Source organism: Polynucleobacter sp. AP-Feld-500C-C5, assembly GCF_018882265.1.
Classification (GTDB): domain Bacteria; phylum Pseudomonadota; class Gammaproteobacteria; order Burkholderiales; family Burkholderiaceae; genus Polynucleobacter.
Window position 1 is genome coordinate 39,691 of the sequence record NZ_JACVOW010000023.1, and the last position, 15,223, is coordinate 54,913.

The window sequence follows — 15,223 nt, forward strand, 5'->3', positions numbered from 1 at the left end:
ATTTAATAGATACCTAGGCCCAAGATCATGGAATTAAGCGTCGAGTTCTTTCCTCCAAAAACACCTGAAGGTGAGAATAAGTTGCGCCTTGTGCGTGAGCGCTTCAGCGAAACACTCAAGCCAGCGTTTTATTCTGTGACTTTTGGTGCCGGTGGTTCTACTCAGTCTGGCACATTAAAAGTAGTGGGCGATATTCATGCTGCAGGCGCTGCAGTGGCTCCCCACTTATCTTGTGTTGGCAGCTCACGTGATAGTGTGAGAGAAATGCTCAAGCAGTATCAAGCTTTAGGGATTAAACGAATTGTTGCTTTACGTGGTGACTTACCATCTGGCATGGGCCAGTATGGTGAGTTTCATCATGCCAATGAATTAGTTGAATTTATTCGTGCGGAAACAGGTGATTGGTTTCATATTGATGTGGCAGCCTATCCAGAGACTCATCCACAGGCAAAGTCGCCTGCAAGCGATGTAGATTTCTTTGTGCAAAAAATGAAGGCAGGGGCTAATGCTGCCGTAACGCAGTATTTTTATAACAGTGATGCCTACTTCCGTTTTGTCGATGAGGCTTATGACTTAGGTGTTACGCAGCCCATTATTGCCGGCATCATGCCGATTACGAATAGTACGCAGTTACTACGTTTTTCAGACGCCTGTGGTGCTGAGATTCCACGTTGGATTCGCTTGCGCCTCCAGTCATATGGCGATGACATTGCATCTATACGTGCGTTTGGTGAACAGGTGGTGACGGATCTGTGTGACCAGCTTCTGACCGCTGGCGCACCAGGCTTACATTTCTATTCTTTGAATCAAGCAGATGCAGTTTTAGCAATCGCCGACAACCTCGATCTAACGAAGTAAGCCTGACTCAGTCAGTAGCATGTCCAAAGGCTCATCGTGTGTTTGAGCCGCCCACTGGGTATCATCCAGTTTTTGCCAATCAAATCCAATCCCAATACAAATGAGCTTGGGATTGTTTTCTCTCAAGTTCGCAAGGGTTCGATCAAAATAGCCGCCGCCATAACCTAGACGCCAGTAATGCGTTTTACCGTTTGCTGTTGAGCTTGACCAGCCAACACAAGGAATCAGGATGCAGTCCGGGCTGCTAGCAGGCCTATCTGAGTTATTCGGGTCAGGTTCTGGCACACCATGTTTGCTTGGGATTAGGTTGTCACCATCCCTCCATTCATAAAAATCGAGATGCTTATCAGGCCGAGCAAAAGGCAGTGTGAGTAGACGTCCGGATGCGTTTTTAGACCAAGCAATTAAGGTAGGACGCAAATCCAATTCATCCTGAATGGGCCAATAGAGCGCAATCGAGCGCAGGGATGCGCCATCCGATTCTAAAAATGCGTTTAGCTTACTCAGTAGGGGTTCTGTGGCATGGGTATAGTTTGCCCCCGCCGCAAATTCTTTGCGTTGCTTTAACAATTCTTGGCGAAGAGTTTTTGGTGAATTACCGTGCATATCGACCATTATCAGGCGAAAATCAATAGATGTAGTAATCAAGTGAGCGTAACAAAATGCCTCATCCATCGATATAGGGTTAGATGTTGAAAAAGAAGTTAAAAATTCGCATATGCCAACAATGGGCCAAGATTCTGATTTTGGGCCTAGTCTTCAATGCGCCCCAAGCATTTGCAGAGAAATTGAAAAAGCCAGTTCTACCTAAATCCTATGAGAGTAAGGCCGCCCCAGCTGAAATTACTGACGCCGATAGGATGTTTATCGACTTACGTGAGGCAGCCAGAAAAAATGATGTGTTTCGTACGCAGCAGTTGTCAGCCAATTTAGCCAACTATCCTTTTGATGACTATGTAGCTTATTTCCGTATCAAGCCTCAGTTGTTTGATAGCGCTGGAGGGCCACGAAATGATTACAGTGCCGATACTCAGGTAGTTGCGTTCTTAAATCAATATCAAGGCACTGCTTTAGCAGATCGTATGCGCAATGATTGGCTACTGGTGCTGGGTAAGCGCAAAGACTGGGCGCGATTTGATGCTGAGTACGCCAAGTTTGTTTTAGATGACGATACTCAAGTGAAATGCTATTCCTTGTTATCCAAGCTTTCGCAAGGTGAGAACCCAACAAAATTAGCAATTGATTCACGGGCAATCTTGTTGGACCCCAGTTACTTCGGTCAAGCCTGCCAAGAGTTAGTGCCTTCACTAGTAGCGGCAGGCGGTATGACGCCAAATGAGGCAAAGGCGATTGGTCGTGCTGCCAGCGAAAGAGGTTTTGACACCATGGCGAAACGTCTTGGTGGTGATGATCCTATTGGCGAGATTGTCAGGGCGGCTAAAGCCGATCCATCAAAAGCCTATCGAGATTTCTTGCAAACATCATCGCGCTATAGCAAAGAGAATCAAGCGGTGGCATGGGGTGTTATTGGACAATTTTTGGCGAAGAAATTAGACCCAAATGCAGATGATGCTTATCGATTACAACAAGCTCTGGGCTATAACGAACTCCTCTCGGTGGAATCGCAAGAATGGAAAGTGCGTGCTGCATTACGTGCTAAAGACTGGGTCTTGGTGAAGAATGCTATCGATGGTATGAACCCTGTGATACGCAGCAAAGATCCTGCTTGGACCTATTGGTACGGTCGTGCATCAAAGGCTGAGGGTCAGGACGCCAAGGCTAAAGATAGCTTTGAAATGATTGCCGATCAATACAACTTTTATGGTCAGCTCGCTCGTGAAGAGTTGGGCAAATCGAATCATGCTCCAGGTCGCACCAAGGTAACTGAGTCTGAAATTGATGTCATGGCTAGTCATAAGGGATTTATTCGTGGTGAGCGCCTTTATGCGATGAACTTACGTTTTGAAGGTAATCGTGAGTGGAATTGGGAATTACGGAACATGACAGATAAGCAGCTATTGGCTGCCGCAGAGTATGCCAAACGAGTCAATCTCTATGATCGCGTGGTCAATACTGCAGATCGAACCAAGCAAGAGCATGATTTTAGTTTGCGTTACCCGACGCCATACCGTGATGAGCTTTCTCCAATTGCAAGGCAGATTGATTTGAATCTTGCTTGGGCTTATGGACTCATTCGTCAGGAGTCACGCTTCATCATGAATGCCTCTTCTTCAGTTGGCGCTTCTGGCTTGATGCAAGTCATGCCTAACACCGCAAAGTATGTCGCCAAGAAAATTGGAATGACGAATTACACTAACGATAAGTTGACCGATACCAATACCAATCTGACCTTGGGCAGCAATTACCTCAATATGGTGTTGATTGATTTGGACGGCTCTTGGGTGCTAGCTTCAGCTGCGTATAACGCAGGCCCTTCGCGATCTAAGGCTTGGCGTGAAAAGCTCACAGGGCCTACTGAAGGCGCCATCTTTGCTGAAACGATTCCATTTAATGAAACACGTACTTATGTAAAGAATGTATTGTCCAATGCGAATTACTATTCATCGGTAATGAACGGACAAGCACAATCATTAAAGCAACGTTTAGGTGTGATTACGCCTAAAGCTGCGACACAATCTGAGTTACCTTAACGATACGTTTATAAAAGAAGGCTCTATGCAATACGATATTTTACTCATTGGTGGTAATGGATTTGTGGGCCGTGTGTTAGCTGCACAGCTTCAAGTTGCGGGCTATTCAGTATTAATTCCATCTAGTCATCCTGCGGCTGGGCGTGAGTTACGTATGCTACCGAAGATACATATTGAGGATGCTGACATTCATGAGTTTGATGAATTGCAGTCATTGTGTGCTCGTATAAAACCCAATGGCGCAGTCATCAACTTAGTTGGCGTATTGCACGATAAACCGGCTCAGCCTTATGGGAAAGTATTTAAAGCTGCACACGTAGATTTACCAAAAAATATTATTACTGCGATGCAACTCCATGGGCTAAAGCGCTATCTGCACATGAGTGCGCTTGGTGCCGACTCCAATGGACCCTCTATGTATCAACGGAGTAAGGGCGATGGAGAGGCGGCGGTTAAGGCCAGCAATGTAGATTGGACTATTTTTAGACCCTCAGTTATTTTCGGCGCGCAAGATCAATTCATTAATTTATTTGCTAAGCTTGCCAAATTGTTTCCAGCAATGCCTTTGGCAAACCATCAAGCAAAGTTTCAGCCAGTGAGCGTGGAAGATGTCGCAATCGCATTTGTAAAATCTTTAGCGATGCCACAAACCATTCATCAGTCTTATGATTTAGTAGGCCCTACGGTTTATACGATGAAAGAGATTGTGGAGTTTGCTGCACGCAAAGCCAAGACTTCTTGTGCCATTATTCCCGTGCCGGCTTTTGTGGGATATCTCCAGGCTTTAGCCTTTGAGTTTTTGCCTGTGCCAACCTTGATGTCACGCGACAACATTGCTTCTATGCAGTTGCCCAATACTTTGCCTGTGAACGGTAGAGATGCTTTGACTGAAGTGTTCAAAATGAGCCGCCGCACCCTAGAGGGTATGCAGTAATGAAGATTTACGCCGTTGGCGGTGCCATTCGAGATACCCTCATGGGTTTACCGGTCCATGATATTGACTACGTAGTAGTGGGCTCCAGCGTTGAGGAAATGATTGCGAATGGCTTTCGGCCAGTTGGAAAAGATTTCCCTGTTTTTTTACATCCCAAGACTCAAGCTGAATATGCTTTAGCGCGCACTGAACGTAAGACGGGCATAGGCTATAAAGGCTTCCATTTTTATGCAGACCCTTCAGTCACTTTAGAGCAAGATCTGCAGCGTCGTGATTTAACGATTAATGCCATGGCCCAAGAAGTCGATGTTGATGGAAGGCTATGTGGACCTATTTTGGATCCTTATGGTGGACAAAAAGATTTAGCAGCAAAAGTCTTTCGGCATGTATCAGATGCTTTTGCAGAAGATCCATTGCGTTTATTACGTATCGCTCGTTTTGCAGCACGCTTTCCAGAATTTAGTGTGGCAGATGAAACGATGCTCTCATTAAAAGCCATCGTTCAGACTGGCGAATTAAACGCTTTATCCGCAGAGCGTATCTGGCAAGAACTCGCTAGAGGTTTGGTTGCGAGCAAGCCAATGCATATGTTCCAAGTATTGTTAAACACGGGCGCTGCTAAAACGATTCTTTCACCAACATTAAATGTGCAACTGGCTCAAGAAAAATCTCGTGAACAGTTGATTGCCCATTTTGATTCGATTGGAGATGCACTAGATGATCGTTGTGCAATTGTCTTAATGAATGTGCCTGCCAGCGAGATTCATTCGTGGGCAGAATGTGTTCGTATGCCTATTGAGGTTCGTGATTTTAGTGAAATCTTTAGTGATCTCATTACATGTATTGATAAATGTAATGGCCATTTTCAGGCGGTGGATGTCTTAGCTTGGTTGAATCGTGCCGATGTTTGGCGCAAGCCTGATCGCGGACAACAATTATTAAATCTTGCTGCAAAGATAGGGTTGAATGTTGCCGCCTTGATCAAGGCAATGCGGAACGCTCAAGCGCTTAATACTGCCGAAATTATTGCTGGTGTCGCAGCAGAAGATCGATCTAATGGTGAGCGAATCGGTGGCGCATTTGAGCTTGCAAGATTAGCGGCAATTACTTCAGCACTCCAGACTTAAGTTTTAGAGTCTATTTCTGCCGCGTAATCCAGGCAGATCCTCTAGCGTGTAGCCTGGCAATAACTGCTCTAAGTTTTTAGTGAAAGCAAAGACTTTAAATAGCTCACCCATTTCTGCTTCGGATAACAATTTTTGTAATGAGTTAGAAATTGGTAAAAACGTTGCTGGATTATTAGGGTCGCCAATCTCCAAAGCAATGTCACTAATGCCTGCATCTAAGAGATAAGCAGCTTGGTTTGTGAGGAATACATCGTCGGCATTTTCTGCGAGAGCGCTGCGAGCAATTTGTGACCACTCCACGTGTGTTGTGAGATCACATAGACCTGGAAGATGAAAAGGGTCTTGAATGGCATGATGACGATGGTGGGCCATTAAAGTGCCCTCCAGTCTTTGTGGATGGTAATACTCACCTTCTGGAAAGCCGTAATCAAAAGTTAGGAACAAACCGCTGTGAAGTTGCTGTGTAACTTGATGCATCCATGCATTTGCGGGGGCATGCAATTCAGTGACGTAGCCCTCTGAAAAATTCCCACTTAATAAAGTTTCTGGGAGCAAATCCTGCTCAACAGGTGAGCCTCTTTTCCAAGTGAAATTATTATTTTCAACAGTAACGCCATGCCAATACCAAAACCCATTTTGATAAATGATGGCATCGCACGGAATGGCATCGATCACCTCGTTTGCCAAAATGATGCCCTTGAAATCTTGAGGTAGTTCGCTAAGCCAATCGCATTGAGTTTGGCTATGGAGTTGTTTAATAGTTTTGCCGATGAAATCTTGTTGACGTTGCGCTAAGTCGGAAGAGATCTCTACGATGTCATAACGGTCTAATGCGAAATCAAGATCTTGTAAGCGAGTCAGAATGGAAGCTGCTAATTTACCGGTGCCAGCCCCGAATTCCAAAATTTGGGTTTGTAGACCTTGGGCTTTAAGTCCTTCGAGAACTGGAATGAGCGTAGTGCAAATGGCTGCACCAAATAGCGGGCTCAGTTCTGGTGCCGTGGTGAAGTCCCCACCAGAACCCAACTTGTGCGCGCCAGCGCTGTAATAGCCCATTCCAGGCTCATACAGAGCCATCTCCATATAGCGGGAAAAGGGAATCCAAGCACCTTGGGAGGCGATCTCAGAGGCTATTTTGGCCTTCAGAAGCTCACTGTGCTCCATTTCGAGGCTGGTCAAGGTAATATCCATAGCTCGCTAGTCTAAGAGAATTTAATTGAACCCGAGTTCAAACACCCCTTCCCAGCAACGAAAAGCCGTTTTAGTGACTGGCGCCGCCAAGCGCCTAGGTCAAGAAATTGCTATGCAGTTCGCCCGCCAAGGCTGGGATGTGGCCGTTCATTATGGGCGATCTGAAAGAGAAGCCCAAGAAACCGTAGCTCAAATTCGGAGCCTTGGTGTGAAGTCAGTAGCCTTTCAGGCTGATTTGGCTGATGAGCAAGCTGTTAAAAATCTTTTTTCTCAAGTGAGTAAACAATTTACGAATCTGCATTGCCTAGTAAACAACGCATCAATTTTTGAATACGATCGCGCTAACTCCAATGTGCCACTGACTTCTCAGAGTCTGCAGGAGCACATGCAAGTCAATTTAACTGCGCCAATTTTGCTGTCCCAGTTGATGTTTGAGTTTCAGAAAATCAATGGGAATAAATCAGATGCTGTACCTTCCACAATTCAATTGCTAGATCAAAAGCTCATTAATCTCAATCCTGATTATTTGTCATACACCTTATCAAAATCAGCGTTAGCAACTTCTGTCGAAGTATTAGCAATGGATTTTGCTCCATACTTAAGGGTGGTGGGATTGGCCCCAGGCATTTCTTTGCCTTCTGGCGATCAAACTGATAGTGGTTTCTCTAAAGCCCATCAAATGACACCGCTAGGTAAATCATCTACACCGTCTGACATTACTAAGGCTGCTGTATTTTTGGCCGAATCAAGCGCAATTACTGGAACGACTCTCTATGTAGATGGTGGACAACATCTACTATCTTCATCACGTGATGTGATGTTTAAAACGAATTAAGTATTTCTATAAAGTAACCATCTATGCACGCTATTCTTTCTCATCCTGCCCTCGCTGATTGCCGCCGTTTATTTTTGCGGGATTACGAGATCTATATCAATATCGGCGTCCATGATTTTGAGAAGAAGGCAGAGCAACGCGTGATTTTAAATATCGATTTGTATATTCCGCTGGATATGAATACACCAACAAATGATCAATTGGATGAAGTGGTAGATTATGACTTCATGCGTGAGACCATTAAGGCGCGAGCCTCCAAGGGCCATATCCATCTGCAAGAAACCTTTTGTGATGACATCGTGACCTCGATGTTATTGCACCCCAAGGTCCTGGCTGCGTGCGTCAGTACTGCTAAGCCCGACGTTTACCCGGACTGCCATTCAGTAGGGGTTGAGGTGTTTCGGATTAAATCAGCATAGAGAAATTAGAAAAGAATTCAATTGTCATGGGCGATATTCGTAAAGTTGTCTTCGAAGAAAACAAGCTAGAGAAAAAACTCTGCCGCTTGGTGGGTCAAGCCATTGGTGACTTTGGCATGATCGAAGACGGCGATAAGGTGATGGTGTGTGTATCTGGGGGTAAAGATAGCTATCCCATGCTAGATGTCTTGATGAAGCTTCGCGAGCGTGCACCTATCCATTTTGAAATCGTTGCAGTGAACTTAGATCAGAAGCAGCCTAATTTTCCTGCGGAGACCTTGCCTAATTATCTTAAGAGTTTAGGCATTCCATTTCACATTGAAGAGCAAGATACCTACAGTATCGTCAAGCGCGTTATCCCTGAAGGTAAAACGACCTGTGGTTTGTGTTCTCGTTTGCGTCGCGGTATTTTGTATCGTGTTGCCGATGAGTTGGGCGCAACCAAGATTGCCTTAGGTCATCATCGCGACGACATTCTAGAAACCCTGATGCTCAATATGTTCTATGCGGGCAAGCTCAAAGGAATGCCGCCTAAGTTGCGCTCAGACGATGGCAAGCATATTGTGATTCGACCCCTAGCTTATGTTCCAGAAAAATTGTTGGAACGCTATGCGGGTGATATGAACTTCCCGATCATTCCCTGTGATTTGTGCGGCAGTCAGCCTAATCTGCAGCGCCAGGTGATGAAAGAAATGCTCCGCGATTGGGAAAAGAAGCATCCTGGTCGTGTAGAGAATCTATTCCGCTCAATGCACCATATCGTGCCTTCCCACCTGATGGATGGGGAAGCTTTTGATTTTCAGGGTCTGGAGATTACTACTGAGTTGACTGGAATTGCTGCGAGGTCCGCAGGCGACAAGGCAATTGATGAGGCGGATTTAGACGAATTGGCATGTGGAGCCCTGATTCAGGGGACTTATAATCCCCCTTTATGAATATCGTCATATTGGCTGCTGGGCAAGGAAAGCGGATGAAATCTGCCTTGCCCAAGGTCCTGCAAACTCTGGCAGGTAAGCCCCTTCTACAGCATGTGCTTAATACCGCTTTATCTCTGCAAGGAAAGTCCTCTAAAAATGGACCGATTGTGGTTGTGGGGCATGGCGCTGCAGATGTCAAAGAATTCCTATTCAGTGCCGCTAAGGAAGATTCCAGATTTAGTAGCGTGAGCACCGCTTTGCAGGCCCAACAAAAGGGTACTGGGCATGCACTGCTGCAGGCACTGCCTAAGCTTGATTTACAAGAACCCACTTTAGTTTTGTACGGCGATGTGCCGCTGACAACCCAAAAGACTTTAAGTAAATTGACTAAGCTAGCTGATGGTGTACGTGGCAAAGATTCTGCGTTAGCACTTCTTACTCAGAATTTAAATAATCCAACAGGCTATGGGCGCATTGTGCGCGATACCGATGGCTCTGTTAAAGAGATTGTTGAAGAGAAGGATGCAACATCCGCTCAAAAAACCATTCATGAAATTAATACCGGCATTATGGTATTGCCAACCAATGCTCTGAATAAATGGCTCAAAGCATTGAGTGCAAGCAATGCTCAGGGCGAATACTATTTAACGGATGTCATCGCAATGGCTGTTAAGGATGGTGTGCCCATTCGAACTACGCAAGCTGATGCCGAGTTTGAAACTGTGGGTGTGAATAGTCGTGATCAACTAGCCGCTTTAGAGCGAATTCATCAACTTAATATTGCCAATCAATTAATGGATGCCGGCGTATCTCTTGCTGACCCAGCGCGTATAGATGTGCGCGGGACCTTAGAGTGCGGTAATGATGTTTCTATCGATGTCGGTTGTGTATTTGAGGGTTGCGTTACATTGGCATCGGGCACAAAGATTGGCCCATATTGCGTGATTCGTAACAGCGTGATTGGTAAAGATGTTGTTGTTCATCCTTATAGTCATTTAGACGGCGCAAAGGTTGGCAATCAATCAGTGATTGGGCCATATGCTCGCTTACGACCTGGTGCAGATTTATCGAATGATGTTCACATCGGTAATTTTGTCGAAGTGAAGAACAGCAAAATTGCAGCTAATAGCAAAGCCAATCACTTGGCTTATGTTGGTGATTCTATTGTGGGCTCAAGAGTCAATATTGGTGCTGGCACGATTACTTGTAATTACGATGGAGTAAATAAGCACCAGACCATTATTGAAGACGATGTCTTCATTGGCTCAGATACTCAGTTGGTTGCCCCGGTGAGAGTTGGACGCGGCGCTACATTAGGCGCTGGCACCACCTTGACTAAAGATGCGCCTGCCAATCAATTGACGATCTCAAGAGTAAAACAAATTTCTTTGCCATGGCAGCGCCCCACAAAGAAAGAGAAAACACTGGCGACAAAAAAAGTTGCGGTCAAAAAGACTGTGAAGAAAGTAGTAAAAAAAGTAGCAAAGAAAGCTGTAAAGGGTAAAAAATAATGTGCGGTATTGTTGGGGCGGCATCTCACAAAAATATTGTTGATGTTTTGGTTGAGGGTTTGCGTCGTCTTGAGTATCGCGGGTATGACTCTTGTGGTTTTGCAGTAATCAATGGTGATGATGCTAAGCACCCCATTGAAAGAGCGCGCACCACCGCACGTGTTTCTGAGCTGGCTGAACAAGGCAAAGACTTTCGTGGCACCCTAGGTATCGCTCATACACGCTGGGCAACCCATGGTAAGCCGGATACACAAAATGCACATCCTCATATTTCAAATGGTTTGATTGCAGTTGTCCACAACGGCATTATTGAAAACTACGAAGCGCTGCGCACAGAATTAAAAACGGGCGGCTATGTCTTTACTTCTGAGACTGACACCGAAGTGATTGCCCATTTGATTCATCAGCAATATGTGAGTGCTGGCCAAAAGGATATTGCACAATCGGTTAGAGCGGTATTACCTAAGCTGCATGGTGCTTATGCAATCGGGGTGATCGCACAAGACAGCCCCGCAACTTTGGTTGGGGCACGTGTAGGCTCGCCTTTAGTGGTGGCGCTTGGCGATCAGGAAAATTTTCTTGCATCTGATGCCCTAGCATTAGCTGGTCGCACTCATTCGATGATGTATTTAGAAGAGGGTGATGTCGCTGTTCTCAAGGCAGATAGCGTTGCAGTGATTAATCAGGCAGGTGAATCTGTGGAGCGTGATCGCAAGCCAATGCCGGCACAAGCAGACTCTGTAGACCTGGGCCCTTATCAGCATTACATGCAAAAAGAAATCTTTGAGCAACCAAGAGCGATTGGGGATACTCTTGCCAACATTGCTTCATTTGGTCCAGAGTTATTTGGTGCGAACGCTGATGATTGGAAAGCTTTTGACCAGATTTTAATTCTGGCTTGCGGCACGAGTTATTACTCTGCGTGCGTTGCTAAGTATTGGTTGGAGGATCTTGCCGGTATTCCTACTCAAGTAGAAATCGCGAGTGAATATCGCTATCGGACAACAGTACCTAATCCGAAGACTTTAATTGTGGTGGTCTCACAATCAGGCGAGACGGCCGATACCTTGGCAGCCTTGCGCCATGCCAAGGCTCTTGGCCATCCATATGCTTTGGCTATCTGCAACGTTGCGAGTAGTGCGATGGTTCGTGAAACCAACTGGCATTTCTTAACCAAAGCAGGTGCTGAAATTGGCGTTGCATCTACTAAAGCATTCACTACGCAATTGCTAGCGCTCTATCTTTTGGCGATTTCGATTGCTAAGCGTGCTGGAAAAGTTTCTGCAGAAAAAGAGAAAGAGCTTCTCCGTGAATTACGCCATTTACCAAAAGCGTTGCATGCAGCGCTAGCACTTGAGCCACAAATCATTGCTTGGAGTGATGTTTTTTCTAAATGCGAGAATGCGCTCTTCTTAGGTCGTGGCATGCATTATCCAATCGCACTGGAAGGCGCATTGAAGTTAAAGGAGATTTCCTATATACATGCAGAAGCCTATCCTGCAGGCGAGCTAAAGCATGGACCGCTGGCATTAGTGACCGACAAGATGCCAGTCGTTACGGTTGCTCCCAAAGATGACTTGCTAGAGAAGTTGAAGTCCAATATGCAAGAAGTGAAGGCGCGTGGTGGAAAGTTATATGTATTTGCCGATCAAGATACTGAGATCGTCAGCAGCGATGGTATTCATGTGATTCGCTTGCCTGAACACTATGGCAATCTTTCGCCCATCCTACATGTGGTCCCACTGCAGTTGTTGGCTTATCACACTGCGTGTGCTCGCGGCACTGATGTTGATAAGCCTAGAAACTTAGCCAAGAGTGTGACAGTCGAATAAATTTAAGCAGATAAATCAGGACTTTAGGAAGTCCTGATGCCATTTTTGTGTTCAAATAACTCTTGTAAAAGAGGATATTTGTTGCAATTCATGTTTCTGTCGAAAGTACCCCCATTCTCAAGCTTGCGTTTACTTGTACTGATTTGGACAGGCGTACTTTCTGCGTGCGCAGTTGGACCAGATTTTAAGCAGCCGGAAGCACCCAAAACATCTTCGTATACCGAGAGCCCCTTATCTAAAAAACTTACTACTGCTCCTGGCGTTCCTGGTGGCACTGAACAAGAGTTTGTCGAAGGTGCTGACATAGAGGCGCAGTGGTGGGAGCTATACAAATCCCCTGAATTAGATGCTTTGATTAAAAAAGCTTTACAGCAAAATCCGAATTTAGGCGCAGCTGATGCAGCATTGCGCGCTGCCCAAGAAAATGTCAACGCTCAAATTGGTGGGCAATATTTTCCGGCGGTAAGTGTTGGCGGTGCTGCTACACGGCAGCTTCAGCCTTCAGCAATCTACGGCATTCCTTATGGCTCAGACACTTACAACCTCTACAACACCTCGGTAAACGTGAGCTACAAACTGGATGTGTTTGGTGGCGCCCGCCGTGCGGTTGAGGGCGCAAGAGCTCAAGCAGAAGTTGCGCAGTATCAACTTGAAGGCGCCTATCTCTCTTTGACGGCGAACGTTGTCACTAGCGCTGTGAAAGAAGCAGCACTCCGTGCGCAACTACAAGCTACGGAAGAAATTTTGAAAGCGCAAACCAATCTTGCGGAAGTAACTGAAAAACAATTAGCCATTGGCACAGTATCTAAAGTAGACGTCACTTCACAGCGAACTTTAGTTTCAACTTCTCAGGTAGATCTTTTTAATTACGAAAGAAATTTAGCGTTTGCACGCAACCAGTTAGCGGTATTGGTGGGCGAGCTACCTAGCAATGCCGCTATTACTCAGTTCGATCTCAGCAAATTGCACCTACCAGAAAAATTACCTCTTTCGGTGCCATCGAGCTTAGTGCGTCAACGTCCTGATGTGCGGGCAGCTGAGGCTCAGCTAAAGGCACAGAACGCATTTGTAGGGGTTGCTACGGCAAATTTATTGCCTCAATTTAATATTACGGGTTCCATTGGTTCTGCTGCGTTAACTTCAGCAGCTTTATTTGGACCTAACTCGGCCTTATGGTCTATCGGTGGCGGTATTCTGCAGCCTCTGTTTCAAGGTGGACAGCTATTAGCGCAGCGTCGTGGGGCGATTGCGAATTACGAGCAGGCAGCTTTTCAGTATCAGGCAACAGTATTAAGCGCCTTTCAAGAGGTTGCCAATGCATTACGCGCACTTGAGACGGGTGCGCAAGGACTTAAAGCAGCATCTGACGCCGAGCGCTATGCCTATGAAACATTGGATCTTGTGCAGCAACAATATAAATTAGGAACAGCTAGTTACTTAGCGGTACTCTATTATCAAAACCAGTATCAACAGGCAAAAGTGAAATCAGTGGCTGCACAAGCAACGAGATTTTCTGATACAGCAGCATTATTTACAGCATTAGGCGGGGGCTGGTGGAATCGCGAAGGCCCCGCTTTCAAACCAAAAGCCATAGCGAATAAAGATCAAAATGAAACTTCTGGAAACAATTAAAAGCAAGTTGATTACCGCCATTCTTGCCGTATGGGCTTGGATGAAACTCAAAGCTGAGCAATGGAAATTACGGGATAAAGCTATCGCACTTTGGGAAAAAGCCAAAGCTTTCTATGCGCGCATGGGAGCTAAGTGGCGTGGTACTAAAGCCTATGCCAAGCTCATGACGATGGAGCCACTTCAACGTCGCATGACGATCATGTTGTGTGCCGTATTCTTATTGCTAGGTTTAATTTTTACCTTCAATCAATTGAAGACTTTCATGATTAAGTACTTCATCTCGGGAATGGGTTTGCCACCAGCAACCGTGTCGACGATGGTAGTAGGAAGCTCTGAATGGCAGCCCCAGTTGAGTAGCGTAGGTAATGTGCGCGCCTTCAGGGGTGTAGAGTTGAGCACTGAGATCGGTGGTTTGGTGCAGACAGTACCGATTAAGTCTGGTCAAGATGTCAAAGAAGGCGAGCTATTGATTAAGCTCAATGATGCTTCAGATGTGGCGCAGTTGAACTCCCTAAAAGCGATGGCAGATCTCGCCAAGGTGATTAATGAGCGGGATGCGCAACAGTTAGTGATTCAGGCGATTAGTAAAAACGTATTTGATAGCAGCAAGGCTGACGCAAAATCTAAGCAGGCACAAGTAGAAGCGCAAGCAGCCTTAGTAGCCAAGAAAAATCTGAAAGCGCCGTTTAGCGGGCGGGTCGGTATTGTTTCTATTAATCCAGGTCAGTACGTTAATTCTGGTGATAAGTTGTTCACGCTGCAGACTTTAGATCCTATTTTTGTGGACTTCACATTGCCACAAAGCAATGCTGAACAGATTCAAGTTGGCCAAGATGTAGTGGTTACTACGGATGCATTTAAGGATGCAAGTTTCGCTGGCAAGATTACCGCAGTGAGCCCGAAGGTGGATACCAATACCCGCAATATTCAAATTGAGGCGCAGATTGCTAATCCGGACAAGAAAGTGCTTCCAGGAATGTTTGCAAATGTGAATATTAAGCTTGGCGACCAAGTGAAGTTGCTAACGCTGCCACAAACTGCTGTGACTTATAACCCATATGGTTCAACAGTCTTCATTGCTAAAGATACTGGTAAGAAAGATAAAAAAGGTAAGCCCGCTTTAGAGGCACAACAAGTATTTGTGACTACCGGTAGTACTCGTGGCGATCAGGTGGCTATTCTCAAAGGTATTAATGAGGGCGATACCGTTGTAACGAGTGGTCAGCTCAAGCTAAAGAATGGCACGCCACTAATGATCAACAATAAGGTGCAACCTGCAAATTCACCTGATCCTAGACCTCAGGAATAAGTAGTCG

13 protein-coding genes are annotated in these 15,223 nt (G+C 45.7%); 11 read left to right on the forward strand and 2 right to left on the reverse strand.

The window, feature by feature from the left end:
• Positions 1–27 precede the first annotated feature (27 nt).
• Positions 28–858: a methylenetetrahydrofolate reductase [NAD(P)H] gene (metF, locus tag ICN21_RS07935; protein ID WP_216178026.1), complete on the forward strand. Its 831-nt coding sequence runs from the start codon at positions 28–30 to the stop codon at positions 856–858.
• Here the strand turns inward: metF and ICN21_RS07940 are convergent.
• Complete coding sequence (locus ICN21_RS07940; protein WP_255534265.1) at positions 847–1,464, reverse strand: 5-formyltetrahydrofolate cyclo-ligase; 618 nt, start codon at positions 1,462–1,464, stop codon at positions 847–849. The genes metF and ICN21_RS07940 overlap by 12 nt on opposite strands.
• Before the next feature lie 83 nt (positions 1,465–1,547).
• Here ICN21_RS07940 and ICN21_RS07945 point away from each other — a divergent pair, with 83 nt between their 5' ends.
• The 3 genes from ICN21_RS07945 to ICN21_RS07955 are packed head-to-tail and all read left to right on the forward strand — an operon-like array spanning position 1,548 to position 5,570.
• Positions 1,548–3,509, forward strand: coding sequence for a lytic transglycosylase domain-containing protein (locus ICN21_RS07945; protein WP_255534266.1), 1,962 nt, complete (start codon positions 1,548–1,550; stop codon positions 3,507–3,509).
• 25 nt (positions 3,510–3,534) lie between these two features.
• Positions 3,535–4,443 carry a complex I NDUFA9 subunit family protein gene (locus ICN21_RS07950; RefSeq protein WP_216178027.1) on the forward strand — a complete coding sequence of 303 codons (909 nt, stop codon included), beginning with the start codon at positions 3,535–3,537 and terminating at the stop codon, positions 4,441–4,443.
• Positions 4,443–5,570 (forward strand): polynucleotide adenylyltransferase, encoded by a 1,128-nt coding sequence (locus ICN21_RS07955; protein WP_216178028.1) that lies wholly within the window; start codon positions 4,443–4,445, stop codon positions 5,568–5,570. Before ICN21_RS07950 ends, ICN21_RS07955 begins: the two co-directional genes overlap by 1 nt.
• Before the next feature lie 3 nt (positions 5,571–5,573).
• Here ICN21_RS07955 and ICN21_RS07960 read toward each other — a convergent pair whose 3' ends face one another.
• Positions 5,574–6,761 carry a class I SAM-dependent methyltransferase gene (locus tag ICN21_RS07960; protein WP_216178029.1) on the reverse strand — a complete coding sequence of 396 codons (1,188 nt, stop codon included), beginning with the start codon at positions 6,759–6,761 and terminating at the stop codon, positions 5,574–5,576.
• 25 nt (positions 6,762–6,786) lie between these two features.
• Here ICN21_RS07960 and ICN21_RS07965 point away from each other — a divergent pair, with 25 nt between their 5' ends.
• The 7 genes from ICN21_RS07965 (at position 6,787) to ICN21_RS07995 (ending at position 15,216) form a co-directional block, all read left to right on the forward strand.
• Entirely contained in the window at positions 6,787–7,596 is an 810-nt protein-coding gene (locus ICN21_RS07965) for an SDR family oxidoreductase (RefSeq protein WP_216178030.1), read from the forward strand.
• Positions 7,597–7,619: 23 nt separating this feature from the next.
• Entirely contained in the window at positions 7,620–8,015 is a 396-nt protein-coding gene (locus tag ICN21_RS07970) for a dihydroneopterin aldolase (protein WP_216127158.1), read from the forward strand.
• A 26-nt stretch (positions 8,016–8,041) separates the two neighbouring features.
• Entirely contained in the window at positions 8,042–8,950 is a 909-nt protein-coding gene (ttcA, locus tag ICN21_RS07975; protein WP_216178031.1) for a tRNA 2-thiocytidine(32) synthetase TtcA, read from the forward strand.
• The gene (gene glmU, locus ICN21_RS07980) at positions 8,947–10,443 is read left to right on the forward strand and encodes a bifunctional UDP-N-acetylglucosamine diphosphorylase/glucosamine-1-phosphate N-acetyltransferase GlmU (RefSeq protein WP_216178032.1); all 1,497 of its coding nucleotides are present in this window, start codon (positions 8,947–8,949) and stop codon (positions 10,441–10,443) included. Before ttcA ends, glmU begins: the two co-directional genes overlap by 4 nt.
• On the forward strand, positions 10,443–12,275 hold the full coding sequence (gene glmS / locus ICN21_RS07985) for a glutamine--fructose-6-phosphate transaminase (isomerizing) (protein ID WP_216178033.1): 1,833 nt from the start codon (positions 10,443–10,445) through the stop codon (positions 12,273–12,275). The genes glmU and glmS overlap by 1 nt, the downstream gene beginning before the upstream one ends.
• Positions 12,276–12,365: 90 nt before the next feature.
• On the forward strand, positions 12,366–13,907 hold the full coding sequence (locus tag ICN21_RS07990; RefSeq protein ID WP_216178034.1) for an efflux transporter outer membrane subunit: 1,542 nt from the start codon (positions 12,366–12,368) through the stop codon (positions 13,905–13,907).
• Between the two features lie 169 nt (positions 13,908–14,076).
• A complete protein-coding gene (locus ICN21_RS07995; RefSeq protein ID WP_215320971.1) occupies positions 14,077–15,216 on the forward strand; it encodes an efflux RND transporter periplasmic adaptor subunit in 1,140 nt (379 codons plus the stop codon).
• Positions 15,217–15,223 lie beyond the last annotated feature (7 nt).